The organism is Amycolatopsis sp. NPDC006125 (genome assembly GCF_040614195.1).
GTDB classification, from domain to species: Bacteria; Actinomycetota; Actinomycetes; order Mycobacteriales; family Pseudonocardiaceae; genus Amycolatopsis_E; species Amycolatopsis_E tucumanensis.
In genome coordinates this window covers 74,796-94,298 of sequence record NZ_JBEXTZ010000014.1, presented here as the reverse complement: position 1 = coordinate 94,298, position 19,503 = coordinate 74,796, and the positions used below count along the sequence as shown (strand labels likewise).

At 73.1% G+C, this 19,503-nt stretch carries 13 protein-coding genes; 4 read left to right on the top strand and 9 right to left on the bottom strand.

Annotated elements, in window-relative coordinates; all coding sequences use genetic code 11:
* Window positions 1–196: 196 nt before the first annotated feature.
* Together ABZ193_RS10025 and ABZ193_RS10020 are read right to left on the bottom strand one after the other, a co-directional pair.
* Window positions 197–784: a TetR/AcrR family transcriptional regulator gene (locus ABZ193_RS10025; protein WP_354709592.1), complete on the bottom strand. Its 588-nt coding sequence runs from the start codon at window positions 782–784 to the stop codon at window positions 197–199.
* Complete coding sequence (locus ABZ193_RS10020; protein WP_354709591.1) at window positions 766–1,263, bottom strand: GNAT family N-acetyltransferase; 498 nt, start codon at window positions 1,261–1,263, stop codon at window positions 766–768. Before ABZ193_RS10020 ends, ABZ193_RS10025 begins: the two co-directional genes overlap by 19 nt.
* 62 nt (window positions 1,264–1,325) lie before the next feature.
* Here ABZ193_RS10020 and ABZ193_RS10015 point away from each other — a divergent pair, with 62 nt between their 5' ends.
* A complete protein-coding gene (locus ABZ193_RS10015) occupies window positions 1,326–2,753 on the top strand; it encodes a phosphatase PAP2 family protein (RefSeq protein ID WP_354709590.1) in 1,428 nt (475 codons plus the stop codon).
* A 331-nt stretch (window positions 2,754–3,084) separates the two neighbouring features.
* Here the strand turns inward: ABZ193_RS10015 and ABZ193_RS10010 are convergent, their stop codons facing one another.
* Together ABZ193_RS10010 and ABZ193_RS10005 are read right to left on the bottom strand one after the other, a co-directional pair.
* Window positions 3,085–3,555, bottom strand: a complete 471-nt coding sequence (locus tag ABZ193_RS10010) for an SRPBCC family protein (RefSeq protein WP_020416794.1) — start codon at window positions 3,553–3,555, stop codon at window positions 3,085–3,087.
* Window positions 3,556–3,580: 25 nt separating this feature from the next.
* Entirely contained in the window at window positions 3,581–4,240 is a 660-nt protein-coding gene (locus ABZ193_RS10005; protein ID WP_354709589.1) for an ESX secretion-associated protein EspG, read from the bottom strand.
* Window positions 4,241–4,639: 399 nt separating this feature from the next.
* Here ABZ193_RS10005 and ABZ193_RS10000 point away from each other — a divergent pair, with 399 nt between their 5' ends.
* Entirely contained in the window at window positions 4,640–5,395 is a 756-nt protein-coding gene (locus tag ABZ193_RS10000; protein WP_354709588.1) for a hypothetical protein, read from the top strand.
* Window positions 5,396–5,604: 209 nt separating this feature from the next.
* On the opposite strand, the gene ABZ193_RS09995 is transcribed toward ABZ193_RS10000, so the two are convergent.
* The gene (locus ABZ193_RS09995) at window positions 5,605–8,001 is read right to left on the bottom strand and encodes a tetratricopeptide repeat protein (protein WP_354709587.1); all 2,397 of its coding nucleotides are present in this window, start codon (window positions 7,999–8,001) and stop codon (window positions 5,605–5,607) included.
* 91 nt (window positions 8,002–8,092) lie between these two features.
* Between ABZ193_RS09995 and ABZ193_RS09990 the strand changes: the two genes are divergently transcribed.
* The gene (locus ABZ193_RS09990) at window positions 8,093–8,782 is read left to right on the top strand and encodes a response regulator transcription factor (RefSeq protein WP_237336806.1); all 690 of its coding nucleotides are present in this window, start codon (window positions 8,093–8,095) and stop codon (window positions 8,780–8,782) included.
* A 105-nt stretch (window positions 8,783–8,887) separates the two neighbouring features.
* Here ABZ193_RS09990 and ABZ193_RS09985 read toward each other — a convergent pair whose 3' ends face one another.
* The 3 genes from ABZ193_RS09985 to ABZ193_RS09975 all read right to left on the bottom strand — a co-directional run bounded on the left by ABZ193_RS09985 (window position 8,888) and on the right by ABZ193_RS09975 (window position 16,817).
* Window positions 8,888–12,148, bottom strand: coding sequence for a BTAD domain-containing putative transcriptional regulator (locus ABZ193_RS09985; RefSeq protein WP_354709586.1), 3,261 nt, complete (start codon window positions 12,146–12,148; stop codon window positions 8,888–8,890).
* 931 nt (window positions 12,149–13,079) lie between these two features.
* Complete coding sequence (locus tag ABZ193_RS09980) at window positions 13,080–15,854, bottom strand: BTAD domain-containing putative transcriptional regulator (protein ID WP_354709585.1); 2,775 nt, start codon at window positions 15,852–15,854, stop codon at window positions 13,080–13,082.
* A gap of 69 nt (window positions 15,855–15,923) precedes the next feature.
* A complete protein-coding gene (locus ABZ193_RS09975) occupies window positions 15,924–16,817 on the bottom strand; it encodes an SseB family protein (protein WP_237336809.1) in 894 nt (297 codons plus the stop codon).
* Between the two features lie 64 nt (window positions 16,818–16,881).
* Between ABZ193_RS09975 and ABZ193_RS09970 the strand changes: the two genes are divergently transcribed.
* Complete coding sequence (locus tag ABZ193_RS09970) at window positions 16,882–18,564, top strand: right-handed parallel beta-helix repeat-containing protein (protein WP_020416787.1); 1,683 nt, start codon at window positions 16,882–16,884, stop codon at window positions 18,562–18,564.
* Window positions 18,565–18,570: 6 nt separating this feature from the next.
* On the opposite strand, the gene ABZ193_RS09965 is transcribed toward ABZ193_RS09970, so the two are convergent.
* The gene (locus ABZ193_RS09965) at window positions 18,571–19,497 is read right to left on the bottom strand and encodes an SseB family protein (RefSeq protein WP_354709584.1); all 927 of its coding nucleotides are present in this window, start codon (window positions 19,495–19,497) and stop codon (window positions 18,571–18,573) included.
* Between the last annotated feature and the right edge of the window lie 6 nt (window positions 19,498–19,503).

Genomic DNA, 19,503 nt, shown 5'->3' with positions numbered 1-19,503 from the left:
ATCAACCCCGCGCCGCATCCAGCACCCGCCCCACCACCGCCGACCGCGCCACATCCCCCAGCGCCCACACCATCACAACCGCCCCACCAAACCCACCATCAACCCCGCGCCGCATCCAGCACCCGCCCCACCACCGCCGACCGCGCCACATCCCCCAGCGCCCACACCATCACAACCGCCCCACCAAACCCACCCATCAACCCCGCGCCGCGTCCAGCACCGGCCCCAGCTCCGCCACCACCGCGTCCAACGGCGCCACGTCCTCCTGCGCCCGCGCCATCACGATCGCCCCTTCGAGCGCGCTGATCATCACCATCGCGAGCGACCGGCAACGCGCCTCCGGCACCCCCATCTCCCGCAGGCTGTCCGCCACCGGCCGCAGCCACGTCTCGAACCCCGCGCACACGGCCTGCCGCAGGTTCTCGTTGCCCGCCACCACGTCCGCCGTCGCCGCGACGAGCGGGCAGCCCGCCGCGAAACCCTCCTCGCGGAACTGGTCCCGCCACTGCGCCACCATCCCGGCGAACAACCCGGCGGGACTCGGCGCGGCCTCGGCGTACCGCTCGACCCGCCGCGCCGCGAAGTCGCCGGACCACGCCAGCGCCTCACGCACCAGTTGGTCCTTGCCGCCCGGGAAGTAGTGCTGCAGGGACCCCCGCGGCGCCGACGCGTGCTCGACGACCTCCCGCATCCCGGTGCCGCTCACCCCCTGCGTCCGGATCAGCTGCGCAGCGCTGTAGACCATCCGCTCCCGCGGCCCGCGCGTCACCTCGCCACCTCCCACACCGGTCCCGGCATCGTCAACTCGTAGCGGTACTCGCCGCGATCGACCCCGCCCAGCAGCCGGAAACCCTGACCCCGCAACAAAGCCTTCGCCGCCACATTGTCCGCGTGCGTCACCGCCCGCACCGTCCACCCCTCCCACCGGCCCGAAGTCCGCAACCACGAAGCCATCGCCGTCGCGATCCCCTGCCGCTGCCACGGGTCCGCGACCACGATGCCGAGCTCCGCTACCCGCGCCTCGCCCGCCACCAGGTTCAGCAGCCCGGCAGGCGACCGCCCGCTGAACGCGACCAGCGCGACCCCGTGCGGCGGCCCGGCGAGGAGGTAACGCCGGTAGCGGACGAGGACGTCCCGCGGGTCCGGCCGCCCCGGCATCAGGAAGCGGTTCCGGAGAGTGCCCGCGGAGCAGGCCAGGACCAGTTCGGCGACCTCCGCCGTGGACGTGCCGTCCAGCTCGGCCACCGTCATGACAGTTGTCATAGAATCCGGTGTACTCCTCGCCGTGCCCGGAAGCAAGCCCGGAACGCGCATAGACTGCCGGCATGCGGCGATGGGTGTCCCGGGTGGACCGGCAGGTGTTCGCGCGGGTGGCGGCGACCGACTCGGCGCTCCTGGACCGGGTGCTGCCCCGCCTCGGCCGCGCGGCCAACTACGGCGGCCTGTGGTGGGCGGTCAGCGGCACGCTCGCCGCGACCCGCAACCGCCGCGCGCGCCGCGCCGCCCTGCGCGGGATGCTGGCGTTGGGCATCGCGAGCGCGACGGCCAACGGCCTGAGCAAGCGGGTCATCCGCCGCACCCGCCCGTCGACGGTCGCCATCCCGCCGGTCCGGCAGTTGCGGCGCGCGCCGTGGACGACGTCGTTCCCGTCCGGGCACTCCGCGTCCGCGGCCGCCTTCGCCGTCGGCGCCACGCTGGAGTGGCCCGCGCTCGCCGCGCCGGTCGGGGCTCTCGCTGCCGGGGTGGCCACCTCCCGCGTGGTCACCGGCGCGCACTACCCGTCCGACGTGCTCGCCGGGGTCGGCCTCGGCTTGACCGCTGGCCTGGTCACGTTGTCGTGGTGGCCGCGCACCCCGGCCGGCCCGTCGGACGCCGAGCCGTCCCCCGCGCCCGCCCTGCCGACGGGTGACGGGCTGGTCCTGGTGGCCAACTCGTCCGCGGGCAGCGCGGGCGCGGCGATCCTGGACCAGATCGCCGCGGAACTGCCGCAGGCCAAGATCGTCGAACCGGCCGACGGCGAGGACCTCACCGAGGCGATCACCGAGGCCGCCCGGACCTGCCGCGTCCTGGGCGTCGCGGGCGGGGACGGCACGATCAACGTCGCCGCGCGGGTCGCCGCCGAGCACGGCGTCCCGCTCCTCGTCGTCCCGGCGGGCACCCTCAACCACTTCGCACGCGACCTCGGCGTGGAGACGCCGGACGACGCGGTCACCGCGCTGCGGACCGGTTCCGCGGTGCGGATCGACCTCGGGGTGGCGGACAGCCAGGTGTTCGTCAACACCTGCAGCACCGGTCTCTACACCGATCTGGTCCGGTACCGGGAGAAGTGGGAGAAGCGGATCGGGAAGTGGCCCGCGGTGCTGGTCGGGCTGGTGCATGTGCTGCGCCGCGCGAAGCCGCAGGAGCTGGTGGTGAACGGCGAGCGGCGCCGGGTGTGGATGATCTTCGCGGGCAACGGGGCGTACCGCCCGCGCGGGTTCGCGCCCACGTACCGCCCCAGCCTGCACGACGGGCTGCTCGACATCCGCGTGGTGTACGCGGAAAGCCCGTTCGCGCGCACGCGGGTCGTGCTGGCCGTGCTGACCGGAACGCTGCGCTGGTGCACGCCGTACCAGGACCGGCCGGCGGCGCCGCAACTGAAGATCAGCGCCCCCGGCGGCCGCCTGCGCCTCGCGGTGGACGGCGAGCTGACCCAGGTCCCGCCCGACGTGACGCTGCGCAAGAACCGGGGCGCGCTGGTGGTCTACCGCTGAGCGGACGGCTGTCGCGCCCGTCCGGCCCCAGCCCTCCGGCCACTGGCGCTGCCGGTTGCCGCTCCCCCGGGTTCCGCTGGACGACTGGCTCAGCCACCCGATCCACCGCAGCGACGTGCCGAAGTGGCGAAGTGGCCCAGCCAATCCCCCAAGCCACGGCCGCACGAACCCACCGCGGGCTACCCCTTCAGCCCCCAACCCCCTCCGACAGCAGCACACTCACCACCACTGCCCAGTTCCGCTGGACGACTAGCTCAGCCACCCGATCCACCGCAGAAGCGGCTCAGCCAATCCCAGCGCCGGCGGCGCGGGTTCAGCACCGGCGCCTGGCTCAGTCGCGTTCGGCGCGGGTCTTCAGGCGCTGGAGCGTCGCGGCGATATTGGACCGGTTCTTGTCGTCGCGCTGCCACACGCCGGTGACCAGCGAACTCGGCGCGCGGAACCAGCCCGGTCGCTTGTCCCACGTGCTTTCGGTCACCACGCAGCCGTCGCCGGCGGGCTCGATGTCGTATTGCCACCGGGAAACCGGGATGCCCAGCGAACGCACCTCGAAGGCGAACCGCTTTCCCTCGTCGGCGTCGGTGATCGTGCTGACGGTGCTCCACAACCGCGCTCCACGGCGGTTGATCCCGCGGAACCGCGCGCCGACCCGGGCGCCGGTCACTCCGCCCAGCCAGCGGAACCCGCTGTACTCCTCGGCCAGCTCGGCGAGCACGCCGGGATCGCTCACCAGGTCGTACACCCGCCCCGGCTCCGCCGCGACCTCGATCCGGCCCGTGGCACTGGGCCCCGACTGCCCCATGGACACCTCGCTACGCCGCGAACAGTTACATACCTACAGTATGTATCTCCGCGGTGCTCGTCAACAGCGCGGTCACGCGATCGGCGAGGCGGGCGTCGTCGGTGGGCGTGACGGTGATGCCATCGCCGTCACGGGAGACGAGGTACCGGCCGCGCGACGAGTCGAACCAGGTGACCACAGTGGATGATCGCGCGCCGGCGTGCGCGCCGATCTGCCCTCCGCTGGAACGGCTTCCGGCGAGGGCGTCCACTGCGAACGGATCCACCGGCGCGCCGGGCGTACCGGGCGGGAACACCGCGACGATCTCCGGGACCAGCGCGGTGGGCGGGATCTCGGTCAGCCAGATCTCGCCGCCGGCGAGCACGGCCAGCACCCCGGTCCGGCCCGCGGCCGCGGCGAGGGCGCGGACCGGGTAACCGATGTGCCCGACGGCGTCGACCGACACCTCCGGCCCGGCCAGCAGGGCGAGCAGCGCTTCGAGCCGGGCGTCGAGCCGGCGGCCGGACGCCAGGCCGCGTTCCGCGCACGACCGGTACACCTCGTCGGTGAGCCGCGCCCGGACGGCGAAGGTGCGGCCGGTGCTGGGCACCCGCAGCGGGTACGGCGCGGGCGGCAGTTCGAGGTCGCCCCAGAGGAGGTCGAACTCGGGGGCGGACAGGACGAAGTCGGGTCTTCGGGGGGTCATGCCGGCCACGCGGCGGGGGCCCGGCCGCCTGCGCCGGGCCCCGCCGCCTCGCCGAACCGGACGGCGAACGCGCCGCCACCGCTGCCCGGGCTCCCGGCACCGCCGAAACCGGCGGTGCCGGGGCACAACGAGCCAGCACCGCCGGAACCCGGGATCGCCGGGCCGGTGGTGCGCGTGCCGGGCGGCCGGGGCGAGTTCGTCGCACCCGGCCGATGGGTGGCGCCACCCGCGGCGCCGCTGATCGCGGACGCGGGCGGAACCGGCGGATCACTCCGCCGGAAGTCATTGTGCCGCAACGATGCTGCCGTAACGGAAGACGGAGCAGCGACTGAAACCGGCTGATCACTGGGCCGGGGATCGTTGCGGCGCAAGGGTGATGTAGAACCGGGAGAAGCACATGTGGACGAAACCGACAGAGCCCCCCGCCGGAAGTCACTGTCCGGCAACATGGATGAAGCAGACGTGGACGGAACCGGTGCGCTCGGCCGGGGATCGCTGTCCGGCAGCACCGACGATACAGTTGTGGACGGGACCTGTGAATCGCTCGGCCGAGAACCGTTGTCCGGCAACACCAACGAAGCAGACGTGGACGAGGCCGGTGCGCTCAGCCGGGGACCGCTGTCCGGCAGCACCGACGATACAGTTGTGAACGGGACCTGTGAATCGCTTCGCCGAGAACCGTTGTCCGGCAACAACAACGAAGCAGACGCGGACGAAACCTGTGAATCGCCCCTCCGGGAATCGCTGTCCGGCAACACCGGCGCCGCACCAGACGAAGCAGACGCGGACCGCAGCGAATCCCCTGCACCGCGATCCGTCGGCGGAAACTCCCGTGAGCAACCGCCGTCACTCGTAGGCGCTTCGGTCTGCTGTGGGATCGACGAGCCAACCTCCGCGACTCCGGCAGCGAACGCGGCCATCACCGCCACCGCCTCGTCGTGCGCACGCCACGCGCGCTCGGCCGCGGGACGCAAGTCGCCGGCGGCTTCGTGCAGTGTGTCGAATCCGCCGTGGGCGAAGAGGCGCTCGAGGGTCTCGTCCAGGTCGAACGGCGTCGGTTCCGGCATCGCGGCGCGAGCGGCCTCCGCGGCGGGGCCGGCGGCGGTGTGCACGGCCTCGTACAGTTCGCGGTGGCTGCGCGCGGCCCAGTTCTGAGCGTCCTGCTCGCCCACGTCCGCGCTCCCTGTACTGATCGTTCCTGCCGAGATCACGCTCAGTGAAACCCGAAGCGACGCGCGACGCCAGCGACCACACGCTGCCATGCCCTATCGGACGGTCAACCCTGCCCGCCCACACCCGCCGCGCCCGGGCGGCGAGAGGCTTCGCCACCTCCGGCGCCTCGGTGCCCGGATCCGCACGCCGGCTCAACCCGGCCCGGACAACAACCGCTTCGCCAGCTCCGCCGCCGCCTCGGTGCCCAAGTCCTCGCACACCACAAGCGCCTCACGACGGTGCTCGGCCGCCAACTGGCCTCGACCGGTCGCGTCCAGAACCATTGCCAGCTCCGCGAGCGCCTGCGCCCGCTGCCAGCGCGTCAGCACCTGCGTGAACACTTCCAACGCCGCCTGCAAGCAGTCCTCCGCCAGGCCCAGCCGACCGGCCTCCCGCCAGGCCGCGCCCTCCTGGACGGCGCATTCGGCACCCGGCACGGGGAAACCGCCCTCGTCGAACAGCGTCCGCGCCGTCCGGAACGCCTCGGCGCCGCCCGGCCAGTCACCGGTCTCCGTCAGCGCCCTGCCGAGCAACTGGAACGTCAGCGCGCGGAAGAACCGGTACGTGAACGGGTTCGCGTCGTCCCGGTAGCGGTCGGTGTCGGCGAGCACCTCGCGGTGCACCAGCAGCGCCTCGCCGGGACGGCCGACCGCGCACAGCACCTTCCCCAGCACGTTGCGGATCGACCCCTGCCCCATCCAGAAATCCATGTCCGCCAAGCCGACCGACCGCTCGACGTGGTCCAGCGCCTCCTCCGGCCGCCCCAGCCGCAACAACACCGAACCGAGGTACCCGAGCGCCCACGTCTGCTCACGCCGGTCGCCGATCTCGGTCGCGATCGCCAGCGCCTCCTCGTGCGCGGCGCGGCCACCTTCGTTGTCGCCGAGGCAGTAGTACCGCGCCCACCCGAGGAAGTTGAGCAACACGGCCTCGTCCGGCCGGCTGCCCAGCGCCCGCGCCGCGTCCACGCCCAGCGCGAACACCTCGGCCCACGGCAGCTGCTGGATCCGGCCGTCGGAGAACCAGTGCAGCGCCCTGGCCAGGTCCACCACCTGCCGGTTCTTGCCGTGCGCGAGCGCGGCCCGTTGCGCGGCGAGCCAGTTCGCCGCCTCCGCGTCGAGCCAGGCCGCGGCCTCTTCCCGCGTCGCGAACCGGCTCGCCTCCAGCGAATCTCGCAACGCGTCCGGGTAGAACAGCCGCCCGGCCTCGATCCCGGTGTCCAGCAGGTGGTCCAGCACCGCGCACGTCGCCGCCGACGTCTCGCCGGCGTCCTCCTCGACGGCCAGCCGCTCTCGCGCGAACAGGCGGATCAGGTCGTGGAAGGTGTAGCGGCCGGGCACGCTGCCCGCCTGCAGGAGGTTCGCGTCGACCAGCTCGTCGATGTGGGCCCGCACGTCCGGGGCCGCCATGCCGGTGGCGACGGTGGCCAGGTCGGCGCCGAAATCCGGGCCCGGGATCACCGCAAGGCGGCGGAACACCAGCCGCGCCGCCGGGGACAGCCGCCGGTGCGACATCTCGAACGCCGACCGCACCCGCAGGTCCCCCGCCGACAACGCGGCCAGCCGCGTGCTCTCGTCACGCAACTGGTCGACGAGGTAGGCGATCGTCCAGTGCGGCCTGGTCGCCAGCCGGTTGCCCGCGATCCGCACGGCCAGCGGCAGGTTCCCGCACAGCTCGGCCAGTTCCGCGGCCGCGGACGGCTCGGCGCGCACCCGGTCCGGCCCGGCGATCGCCGCGACCAGCGCGGACGCGTCCGCGGTCTCCAGCGGCCGCAGCCACAACCAGCGCGCCGACTCCAGCCCGGCCAGCGCGCGGCGGCAGGTGATGAGCGTCAGGCACCCGGTGGCGGCCGCCAGCAGGGGGCGGACCTGCGCCTCGTCGGCCGCGTTGTCCAGCAGCACCAGGACCCGGCGGCCGGCCAGCAGCGACCGGAACAACGACGACTGCTCGGCCACCGCGGCCGGGATCTCCGCCGCCGGCACGTTCAGACCACGCAGCAGGACGTCCAGCGCGGCGCGCGGGGTGACCGGCTGGTCGTCCATACCGCGCAGGTCGACCGACAGGAACCCGTCCGGGAACTCGGCCGCCAGCAGGTGCGCGGCCGTGCGGGCCAGCGCCGTCTTGCCGACGCCGGGGTGCCCGACGAGCGACACGACCACACCGCTCGGGGTGGTGAGGGCGTCGGCCGCGGCGCGGCGCAACGCGTCCAGCTCGTGGTCGCGGCCCACCAGGTCCGGCACCGCGGCCGGCGGCGGTCCCGCGAACGGCGCGGCTGGTCTGGACCTGCGGCGGCGGCCGTCGCGGGCCGCGGCCAGGAAGTCTTCACGGTTTCCGCCGGTCAGCCCGAGCGCGTCGGCGAGCGCTTCGGTGGAGCGGCGCTGCGCGGCGCGGGCCCGGCCGCGTTCCAGGTCGGACAGCGCACGCACGCTGACCCCGGAGGCCTGCGCGAGGTCGGCCTGGGTGAGCCGGGCCGCGCGGCGATGGCGTAGCAGCAGTTCACCGAAGGTCGGACCCTCCCCCGGCGACCCTATGTCCAGTGTCTCGCTCACCGCCACCCATTAAACCGGCAGAACTGCGGGCGCCGAAACCTGCCGGTGCTTCCGCCTGGTTCCGCCTGTATCGGTACGGTTAGGTGGCCCTATGCCGTACAGCACCGCTACGCGGGAGATCCCCGGCGGCCGGCCCGCCGCCCGCCTGCACGCCGTCCCGGCGGCCGACCGCGCGGTGGTCCGCGTCGCGGTGCTGGCCGACGACGTGTTCCTGCGCGCCGGCCTGCTCAGCGAGATCCAGGGCAAACCCGGCATCCACGTCGTCAACGGCACGCCCGCCTCGGCGGACGTCGTGGTCGCGATGACCGAGTCGGTGGCCGGTCTGCCGGAGCTGGTGGCCGACGCCCCGACGAACGCGCGGCTGGTCCTGATCACCGACGCGCCCCGCCCGGCGGAACTGTGGACCGCGATCGAGAACGGCCTGGTGGTGCTGCTCCCGCGCGCGGAGGTCACGACGGCCCGCCTGCTGCGCGCGATCGCCGACGCGCACCAGGGCCACGGCCACCTGCCTGCCGAACAGCTGGGCCAGGTGCTGCACGGGCTGGCCCGCCTGCAGCGCGAGGTGCTGGCGCCGCGCGAGCTGATGCTGAACGGGCTGTCCCGCCGCGAGACCGAGGTGCTGCGCCGCCTCGCCGACGGCCAGGACACCGCCGAGATCGCCGCGGAGATGTCCTATTCGGAGCGCACCGTCAAGAACATCCTGCACAGCCTCACCAGCAGGCTTGGGCTGCGCAACCGCACGCACGCCGTGTCCTACGCGCTGCGCAACGGGCTCATCTGAGCGGCGCTCGAATTCCCGGTGAGTGGCGGACACGCCGAGGCGAGGCGGCGCCTCGGCGTGTCCGCTGGTCCCGGGCCAGGCGATGGCCGGCCCGGGAGTTCGGGGTCAGGCCACGGACGTGACGGGCCAGCGGTCTCCGGTGAAGTCGCGCAGCTCGGCCGCTTCTGGCGTGCCCAGTTCGTCGAACAGGGCGTAGGCGCGGCGCCAGTAGTCCTGCGCCAGGCCGGCTCGCGCGGCGCAGCGGTGCAGTTCGGCCAGTTCGTTGAGCGCCCGCGCCTGCTGGTATCGCTCGCCCCGGTTGATCGCCGCACGCAGCCCGGCCTCGACCAGGTCCGCGGCGGTGAGCAGGTCGCCGATGTCGCGGTGCACGCCGCCGAAGTCGATGAGCACTTCGCTCTCGGTCGCCGGGCCGCTGACCGTGCGGACGATCCGCAGCGCCTCGTTGAGGTTGCCGAGCGCGTCGTCGAACCGGCCGGTCTGCCGGTAGGTGTTGCCCAGGCGGTGCCGCGCGTAGGCGATCCGCGGTTCCAGGCCGTGCGCCTCGGCGAGGTCGGCGGCCTCTTTCAGGTGCTCGATCGCCTCGCGGTGCCTGCCCAGCCGCCGCCACGCGTCGCCGAGGTCGGCCAGCGCGCCGCTCTCCCCGTCCGGGTCGCCCGCCTGCCTGGACAGCACCAGCGCGTGCCGGTACTGGTCGACGGCCTCGTCGAGCCGGCCGAGCGTGGCCAGCGTGGCGCCGAGGTTCGCGGCGACAGCGCTTTCCAGCCGGGGGTCCCCGGCGCAGCGGACGCCCGCCGTGCGGAACAGCCGCAGCGCCTCGGGGAACTCGCCGACGCGGTGGCAGAGCACGGCCAGCGCGGTCAGCGAAGTGGCTTCCAGTTCGCGCTCGCCGTTCGCGCGGTGCAGGTCGATCGCGCGCAGGAACTGCTCGCGCGCGTCGGCGGCGCGGCCGTGGTGCAGGTACGCGGCCGCCAGGTCGGAGCGGGTGTGCGCCTCGCCGACGCGGTCCTGCGCCGCGGTCGCGGCCGCCAGCGCGGCCTCGTGCGTGTGCACCCAGTCGTGGTCGTGGCTGTAGCCGTAGAGGTACAGGTACGCGCGCAGGCAGCGGGTCAGCTGCCAGGCGTGCGTCGGCCAGCCCTGTTCGGCGGCCAGGCTGACGGCGGCGATCAGGCACGGCCGCTCGGCCTCCAGCCACCGCTTCGCCGCCTCGCGGTCGGGCAGCACCGGGCCGTGGGCGGGCGCGGCCCCGGTGAGCGGGAGGTGCTTGGCCGGGTAGATCAGCTGCGTCGCGCGGGCCGCGGTGTGCAGGTAGAAGTCGAGCACGCGGGTGATCGCGGCGCGCCGGGCCGGCTCCGGCTCGTTGTCGCGGGCGAGGCCGCGCGCGTACTCGGCGAGCAGGTTGTGCAGCCGGTACCGGTCGCGGGTGACGACGGTGACCAGGTTCTCGTCCACGAGGCGGTCGAGCAGCCACCTCGCCCGCGACGGGGTGAGCCCGGCGAGCGCGCCGACCGACTCGGGCGTGAAGTCCGCGCCGGGGTGCAGGCCCAGCAGGCGGAACAGGCGCTGTTCCTCGGCCGCCAAGGCCTGGTAGGACAGTTCGAACACCGCCCGCAGCCGTCGGCTGCCCGCGGCCAGTTCGTCGATGCGGTCACCGGTCTCGGCCAAGCGGGCGGCGAGGTCGGCGACTGTCCATGTCGGACGGGACTGGAGGCGGCGGGCGGCGAGTGCGACGGCCATCGGCAGCCAGCCGCACAGTTCGCCGACGCGGCGGGCGGCGTCGGGTTCGCTCTCCACCCGCTTGGCTCCGACGACGCGGACGAGCAGTTCGCGGGCCTCGGCCGGGGTGAAGACGTCCAGCGGCAGGGTGCGGGCGCCGTCGAGGGCGAGCGCGCGGCGGCTGGTGACCAGGACGAGGTTGGTCGGCCCGGCGGGCAGCAGCGGCAGGATCTGGTCCTCGCTGGCCGCGTTGTCCAGCAGCACCAGCACATCCCGGCCGTAGACGCGGTCGCGGTAGAGGGAGGCGCGCTCGTCGAGGCTCGGCGGGATCTGGTCGCCGGGGACGCCGAGCAGGCGCAGGAACGACGCGAGCACCGCGGCCGGGTCGGCCGGCGGCTGGTCGGAGTGGCCGCGCAGGTCGACGTAGAGCTGGCAGTCGCCGTAGCGGCCCTCGGCGAGCAGCTGGTGGGCGACGTGCACGGCGAGGCGGGTCTTGCCGACGCCGGCCATGCCTTCGATGAGCGCGATGCCGACCGCGGTGCCGCCGTCGATCGCGCGGAGCCCGTCACGCAGGGTGGTCAGCTCGGCTTCGCGGCCGCTGAAGTCGGCGGTGTCGAGCGGCAGCTGGCGGTGGGCGCTGACCGGGGCGAACTCCGGCCGCGCGACCTCCTGGCGCAGGACGCGCTGGTAGGCGGTGGCCAGTTCCGGCCCGGGGTCCGCGCCGAGTTCGGTCGCGAGGCGGCGGCGCAGGGTGTCGAACACGTCGAGCGCGGCGGCCTGCTGCCCGCTGCCGGCGAGGGCGATCATCAGGCGCGCGTGGACGGCCTCGTGCAGCGGATCGGCCTCCGCGACGCGCTGCAGGAGCGGCAGAACCTCCTGGTAGCGCCCCAGATCCGAGGCGGCGCCCGCGTACTCCACGACGACGGCCCGGTACTCGCGCACGAGCGCGACGACGATCGGGTGGGAGTCCAGGGCGCTCAGCCCTTCGAGCGGTTCGCCCCGCCAGAGGCCGACGGCTTCGGCGAAGAGACCGCACGCTTCGGCGAGTTCGCCCTCCTCGCGGACGTGCCGTGCGCGGGCGACGAGCTGGCGGAAGAGGAGCAGGTCGTGCTGGCCCTCGGCGACCTTGAGCTGGTAGCCGCCGCGCGCGGAGACGATGAAGCCGCTCTCCGGGTCGCCCTGGAGGCGGCGGCGCAGGCGGGAGATGCGGGACTGGAGGAGGTCGACGGTGCCGTGGTCGGGCTGGTCGCCCCAGACGGCTTCGACGAGCGCGTCCCGGCCGACGGGGGCGTTCGGGGACAGCGCGAGGAGCGCGAGGAGGGTCCGCTGGGTTTCCGAGCCCGGGTCGACTGGTTCGCCGTCCGCGATGACCCGCAGCGGCCCGAGGACCTCGACCCGCAGACCGCCGCCGGTGGCCTGCTCGCTGCCCGCCTCGCGGAGCAGTTCGCCCAGCTCCACACGGGACAGACCGAGCACATCGCCCAGCTTGCGCAGAGTGGACACGCGCGGCCGGGTGACACGTCCCTGCTCGACGTCACGCAGGCCCGCCACGCTGAGCCCCGCCAGGTCGGCGACCTCACGCTGGGTGAGGCCCGCGCGCCGGCGGAAGCCCTGGACCAGCGCGCCCAAGCGGCTCCGCGAACCGTCGCTCATTCGTTCACCGCCCCGATCTCGTCGTTCGCAGCCTGGGACGCACTGGTGCGCCAAGCCGTTCCCGCGTTACTCCGACAGAGTTACAAACTCCGCTTCGAAAATGCTTCGAAGGGGTGTGGCGGTTGCGTTGGTTGCTTGGGGTTAACGCAGGTGTTGCCTGGTGGGTGCGGGTGGTGAGGGGTGGTTGCGGAGGGTGATCATGTGTTGGGGCGGGGTTGGTTTGTCTGGGTCGGGGTGGGTGGGGTGGCTCGCGCGGCGATGAACGGACCATTCATCACTTCCCGGCATGGTTGGCCCAACCACCAACCCACGAGGTCGCCACCCACGCGCCGATGAACGGACCGTTCATCCCTTCCCGGCATCAGCGCACCCGGAAGCGCTCCACGAGAGGTCCACTCGCGCAGCGATGAAGGGACCATCCACGCCTTCCCGGCGGGCCTTCCCGGCGGGCCTTCCCGGCGCGAGTGGCTTCCTCACCGACGCACGAAAGAGCCACTCGCGCGGCGATGAACGGACCGTTCATCCTTCCCGGCATCAGCGATACCCCCAACGCCCCATGAAAGTGGCACTCGCGTAGCGATGAAGGGACCGGTCATGCCTGCGCGGCGCCCCGCGCGCGACGGTTGGTCCACTCACCACCTGCGCGCGACGGTTGGTCTACTCACCACCTGCGCGGCAGTTGTCCACTCACCACGGAACCGGCCAGCTCAGCCACCGAACCGGCCACCGCGGCCAGCTCAGCCACCGAACCAGCTACCGCGGCCAGCCCACCCCGAACCAGTCAGCGCAGCCAGCCCACCCCGAACCAGCCACCACAGCCAGCCCACCCCGAACCAGCCACCACAGCCAGCCCACCCCGAACCAGCCACCACAGCAGCCCACCCCGAACCAGCCACCACAGCAGCTCACCCCGAACCAGCCACCGCAGCGGCTACGCCGACCACTCCGAAACCCCACCCAGCTTCGCGCGGATCTCGCCCCCGTCGGGCGACCCCAGCTCCTCCAGCAACTCCAGCGCCGCCCGCCAAGCACGTTGAGCCGCGGCCGAATCACCTCGCGCCAGGTGTGCGTCGCCGAGGCGGTTCAGCGTTCGGCTTTCGTAGTAGCGGCTTCCGTGGCGGCGATACAGACCCACGGCGGTCTCGTAGCAGCGCACCGCCTCGTCCAGGTTTCCCAGCGACTGCTGCGCGTACCCGACGCTGTCCCACGCGTTCGCCTCACCGACCAGGTTCCCCAGCTCGGCCTGCACCGCGATCGACTCCTTGCAGTGCGCCAGCGCCTGCTCGTAATCCCCCAGCCGAGCACAGCTCCAGCCCATGTTGTTCAGCGCACTGGCGGCCCCGTACCGGTTCCCCGCCGCCTGGAACAACTCCAGCGCCCGCCGCGCGTGGTGGAACTCCTCGGCGTAATCCCCGAGCCGATCGCACACCCACGTGAGCCCCTGCCGCACATCGGCCTGGTACCCGAGGTCCCCCAGCTCCTCGAACAGGTCCAGCGCCCGATCGAGCTGCGCCCGCGCCTCCTCGTCCCGCCCCAGCGCCGTCAGGATGACCGCGAGCCCCCGGTGGCTGTGCGCCAGCGCGACCGGATCCCCCAGCCGCGCGGCCGCCTCCAGCGCCACCTCGTACGTCCGCGGCTCCCCCAGCCAGTGCCTGCCCTGCCGCACGAACGTGTGGCTCAACGCGCACGCCAGCTGCCACGCGTGCGTGTCGAACCCGGTCGCCGCCGCGCGGTCGATCGCCGCCACCAGCACCGGGTGCTCCGCCGCGAACCAGGCGCCGGCGTCCGCGGGCGGCTCCACCACCACACCCGCCGACGGCGGCTCCAGCGCCAGCGGCTCCCGTTGCGGGCTCAGCGCCGCCGCGCCCGCGTGCGCCGTTTGCACGTAGTGGTCGAACATCCGCCGCACCGCCGCGGTCCGCTCCGCCTCCGCGTCCTCCTCCTGCGTCAGCTCGATCGCGTACGCCCGCAGCAAGTCGTGGAACGCGTACCGCCCCGGCGCGCGCTCGGCGACCAGGTGCGCGCGCGTCAACTCGGCCAGCAGCGGCCGCACCCGGGACACCCCGAGCAGACTCGCCGCCGCCGCGACGGTCACGTGCGGCCCCGGGTGCAGGCCGAGGAACCGGAACAACCGGGCCGCCTCCGCGCTGATCGCGTGGTACGACCACGAGAACACCGCCCGCACATCGGAACTCGCGTCATCACCCTCGAAAGCGTCCAGCCCACCGCGCGCGGCGCACAGCTCGGCGGCCAGCTCCCCCAGCGTGAACCCCGGGTTCGTCGCCGCCCGCGCGGCCACGATCGCCAGCGCCAGCGGCAACCGCGCGCACAACGTGTTGATCGAGGCGACCGCCTCCGGCTCCGCCGCCACCCGGTCCGCCCCCAGCCGCCGCGCCAGCAGTTCTCGGGCCTCCGCGTCGGACAGCAGGTCCAGGCTCACCGGCGCCGCGCCCTCGACCGCGACCAGCCCGGCCAGCTGGTTCCGGCTCGTCACGAGCGTGAAACTGCCGGGCGCGCCGGGCAGCAGCGGGCGCACCTGCTCGGCGTCGCGCGCGTTGTCCAGCACCACCAGCACCCGCTTGTCCGCCAGCAGACTGCGGTACAGGCTGACCTGCGCCTCCACGCTCACCGGGATCCGTTGCGCCGGAACGGCGAGCGCGTCGAGGAACCGCCGCACCGCCTCCGCCGGGCTCATCGCGCACGCGCCGGGATCGAAGCCACGCAGGTTGACGTAGAGCTGCCCGTCCGGGAACCGCTCCCGCACCCGGTGCGCCCAGTGCACCGCGAACGCCGACTTGCCGACACCGGCGCCACCGCTGACCACCGCCACCGACACCGACGGCCGGTCCCCGCTGCCGTCCAGCGGCAGCAACGCGTCCAGCCGCGCGAGGTCACGCATCCGCCCGGCGAACTGCGGCACGTCACCGGGCAGCTGCCGCGGCACCGGCCCCTCCTCGGGCTCGTCGCGCAACAGCCGCACCTGCGTGTCCCGCAGCAGCGGGCCCGGCTCGACGCCGAGTTCGTCGATGAGCCGCGACCGGACCGCGGTGTAGACCTCCAGCGCCTCGGGCGTGCGGCCGCAGCGGTGCAACGCGAGCATCAGCAGGGCCTGCAGGCGTTCGCGGAACGGGTTGTCCTCGGCCTCCTGCCGCAGCTCGGTGACCACCGAGCGGTGCCGCCCCGCGGCGAGTTCGGCGTCGAAGTAGTCCTCCAGCGCGCTCAGCCGCTTCTCCGCGAGCGGCGGGCCCTCCCGGTCGAGCAGCGACTGGGTGACCCCGCCCAGCGCCGGCCCATGCCACAGGTCCAGCGCCACGCGCAGCCGCCGGGCCGCGTCGGCGACGCGACCGGCGTCGAGGTCCGCGCGCGCCCTGTCGACGGCCTCGTCGAACTCGTGCAGGTCCAGCTCACCCGGCCCGACCTGGATCACGTACCCCGGCGCGCGCCTGCTGATCACGTCGGCGCCGATCAGCTTGCGCAGCTCGGAGACGTACACCTGCACCTGACCACGCACCGTCGCCGGCGGCGCGGCGCCCCAGACCAGGGCGAACAGCTGCTCGTCCGGCACCACGCGCCCGGCGTTGAGCAGCAGCGCCGCGAGCACCGAGCGCTGCTTCGGCCCGCCCAGCCGCACCGGCCCGTCCGGCCCCGACACCTCGATCGGGCCCAGCAGCCGGTACCGCACCGGGCGGGACGGGTTCGCGGACACGGTGGGCACCTTTCCGTGGACAGGGTGGAACGGACACGGGAAAAGCAAGCAGAACCGGGGTACCTGGCGCTAGTCCCCGCCCCCACCGGGCGACAGCGCCCCGGCGACTACCTCGACCAGGTCGAACACGCCCTCGCCGGTGAGGATCAGCTCGGTTTCCGCGCCCGGGTTGAAGCACAACACGTGCGACTCGTCCGGCCACTGCGCCAGGACACCGAGGAAGGGCACGGTGGCGTAGGGCTGCCCGGGCGCCAGACGGTCGAGCATCGCGGTGGACGAGAAGAGCGCGACGACCGGGAAGTCCCCGCTCCCCGCGGTGCGCCAGGGCAGGTCCTCATCGGAGTCCTGGACGGGCCGGGTCGTCGCGACGACCACCTGACCGTTCACCAGTGCCTCCAGGTATGCGTTCTCGTCCTGCCCGCCGACCGCGGCGACCAGGGCGGTTTCCAGTGCGTTCGACGGAGCCGGCACCGGTCCCGGTTCCCGTCCCGCGCCGAATTCCTCCAGCACGAGCTCACGCACCCGGCGGCGCATCTCTTCGAACGCGGCCTCTTCCGCGTCGGCCGCGGCCACCAGTTGCTCGCGTCCCTCCGCGAGTGCGATCAGCGCGTCCGGGGCCAGCACCGCGCCGATCGGCAGGCCGGGGTTGATCGCCAGCTGCAGCGAGCTGCCCGGCTGCCAGCTCCCCCTGATCTCCGCGAACGTGGTCTGGACGTGCTCCTGCGCGAAGGGCCCCAGTACCGCCGCCATCGACCGGGGCGAGGTGAAGACCAGGACGTGCTCGCGCTCCAGCGGCAGCAGGCCGACGAGCTCCTCCCACTCCGGGGTGCCGCGCGCCGGCAGCACGGGCAGGTACACGGGCGCGGCCAGCAGGAGCTGCGCGTAGCGCCGGCCGTCCCCGTCTGCGAGCGCGGCCTGCAGTGCGTGCTCGATTTCATTGTCCGGCTGCCACACAGGTTCCACGCGTGCTTGCCTCTCTGGGGTACCTTTTGTCCTGCAAACCCTAGTCGGCCGAACCACGGAAGCCATGCCACGCACCCTCTTCGTCGCCCCGGACCAGCGCGGCGCCCTGCCCACCATCCGCGACGCGCTCGAAGCGGCCGACGACGGCGCGGTCATCTCGATCGCTCCCGGTGAGTACCCCGAGCCGATCTCGATCACACGCCAGCACGTGACGCTGTCGGCGCGCGAGCCGGGCAGCGTCACCATCAGCTCGCCGTTTCCCGACCAGCCGGTCGTGTCCGTGACCGACAGCCGGGTCGACCTGATCGGGCTGAAGCTGACCTCCGAGGAGCACGCCGCCATCCGCGTGCGCGGCGGCCAGGTGAAGATCGTCGAATGCACGGCGACGGCCCGGTTCGCGCCGGGCATCGACGTCGCGGCCGCCGACCGCATCGAGATCCGCAACAGCCACGTCACCGGCTCCCAGTACGGGATCGTCATCGAAGAGTCGGACGGGGTGATCGACCGCTGCGAGATCCGTGAAATCGCCGACGACGGCGTGATCCTGCGACTCGGCGCGCGGGTGAAGGTCCAGCACACCACGATCGCCGGGTGCGGGTTCCGCGGCGTGTACATGTACCAGGCAGGCGACTCGAGCCTGGACCGCTGCGACGTCTCGCAGACCGGCGACGCCGGGGTCGCGGTGGCCGACCAGAGCTCGCCAACGATCAGCACGTGCTGGGTGCACGACACGCAGGGCGTCGGGATCAGCGTCGGGCGCGGCTGCGGCGGCGTGATCGAGGACTGCCGCGTGGAGAACACCGCCGTGCCGGGCATCCACCTCGCCGACGGCGCGCGCACCGAGGTCCGCGAGGGCGATCCGGCGCGCGGCAAGGTCCCGGTCGGCGCGGTCGCGACCACGGGCAACCACCAGGACCTGGAGACCGTCGACAAACTGCTCGGCGAGCTCGACGGCATGATCGGCCTGGCGAGCGTCAAGGCCGAGGTGCGCGGGCTGATCGACGAGATCCAGGTCAACGAGTGGCGCCGCAGCGAGGGGTTGTCCGTCGGCACGGTCAGCAACCACCTGGTGTTCGCCGGCGCGCCCGGCACCGGTAAGACCACGGTGGCGCGCATCTACGGCCAGCTGCTCAAGGCGCTGGGAATCCTGCCGAACGGGCGGTTCAAGGAAGTTTCGCGGCGCGATCTGGTCGGCCAGTACATCGGTCACACCGCGGAGAAGGCGGCCTCGGCGTTCGAGGAGGCGCGCGGTGGCGTGCTGTTCATCGACGAGGCGTACACGCTGTCCCGCTCCAGCGGCAGCGGCGCCGATTTCGGCCAGGAAGCCATCGACACGCTGGTGAAGCTGATGGAGGACCACCGCGACGAGGTCGCCGTGATCGTCGCGGGCTACACCGACGAGATGGCGAAGTTCATGGACGCCAACCCCGGTCTGGCGTCCCGGTTCAACAAGACGCTGGTCTTCGAGAACTACAGCCCCGAGGAACTTGTCGCGATCAGCTTGCACATGGCCCGCAGCGACGACTACCTGCTCGGCCAGGACCTGGACGTGGCACTGCTGGAGTGGTTCGGGCAGATGGAGCGCGACCAGAACTTCGGCAACGCCCGCGAGGCGCGCAAGCTGCTGGAGCGGATGCGCAAGTCCCAGTCGACGCGGCTGCGTTCGCTGGGTCAGCGCCCGACGAGGGACGACCTGCGGACGTTGTCGCTGGACGACCTGTTGGAGGCCGTGCGCGGCACGGGTTAGCCCAGGTCAGGCTCCCGGTGCGGCGCCGTTGCCGGATAGGCCGTCGGCGGAGCCGCCGGCGGCCGCCGCCTCCGCGATCGCCGACACCAGCTCCGGCACGCTGCTACCGGGCAACGTCAGTTCCATGCTCGTGCCGGGGTTGAAGCACAGCACGTGGTCCTCGCCAGGCCAGTTCAGCAGGACGTCCAAAAAGGACACAGTGGCGCGTGGGCCGCCGCCGGGAGCGACGACGTCGAGCACCTGCTCCGAGCTGAACAGCGGCACCACCGGGGTCTCGTCGTCACCGAGGATCCGCCACGGGAACTCACCGGACTCGATCACCGCCGGGTCCGGGACCGGCTCGGTGGCGGGCAGCACGACGTCGGCGCCGATCAGCGCGAGCAGGAACGCGTCGAAGTCCAGTTCGGACACCGACTCGCGCAGTCGCTCCTCCAGCTCGTTGACCGGCTGCAGCGCCGCGGCGGCCTCGGCGTCGCCGCCCAGCTCCTCCAGCACCAGGCGGCGGACCTCGCCCAGCACCTCGTCGACCATCGCGTTCTGCACGTCTTCGACGGGGACCAGCTCCTGACGCCCCTCGGCCAGGTCCTCCACCTCGCCCAGGACCAGGTACACGCCGATCGGGATGCCCGGGTTCACCACGAGCTGGGCGTGATCGGGGTGGAACTCGCGCAGCCCGCCGATGGTGGTCTCGCGCCAGCTGTCGACCACGCCGCCGAGCGCCCAGTCGAGCGACTCCTCCGAGGTGAACACGATGACGTGGTTGCCCTCGGGCATCGGCAGGCTGATCGGCCACGGGTCCCCCGGCTCCGGGGTGGCCGGCACGTACAGCGGGGCGTCGCGCAGCAGCTGGGCGTAGCGCCGGCTGTCGCTGTCCTGCAGCGCGGCCAGCATGCCGCTCTCGACCTCGTTGGCCGGGCGCCACTGAAAGTCCACTCCAGA

What these genes read in the sequence shown, in the direction of transcription:
- ABZ193_RS09990 (WP_237336806.1), top strand. Translation starts at nt 8,093, where the DNA reads ATGCCGTACAGCACCGCTACGCGGGAGATCCCCGGCGGCCGGCCCGCC.
- ABZ193_RS10015 (WP_354709590.1), top strand. Translation starts at nt 1,326, where the DNA reads ATGCGGCGATGGGTGTCCCGGGTGGACCGGCAGGTGTTCGCGCGGGTG.
- ABZ193_RS10005 (WP_354709589.1), bottom strand. Translation starts at nt 4,240, where the DNA reads ATGACCCCCCGAAGACCCGACTTCGTCCTGTCCGCCCCCGAGTTCGAC.
- ABZ193_RS10020 (WP_354709591.1), bottom strand. Translation starts at nt 1,263, where the DNA reads ATGACAACTGTCATGACGGTGGCCGAGCTGGACGGCACGTCCACGGCG.
- ABZ193_RS09985 (WP_354709586.1), bottom strand. Translation starts at nt 12,148, where the DNA reads ATGAGCGACGGTTCGCGGAGCCGCTTGGGCGCGCTGGTCCAGGGCTTC.
- ABZ193_RS10010 (WP_020416794.1), bottom strand. Translation starts at nt 3,555, where the DNA reads ATGGGGCAGTCGGGGCCCAGTGCCACGGGCCGGATCGAGGTCGCGGCG.
- ABZ193_RS09970 (WP_020416787.1), top strand. Translation starts at nt 16,882, where the DNA reads ATGCCACGCACCCTCTTCGTCGCCCCGGACCAGCGCGGCGCCCTGCCC.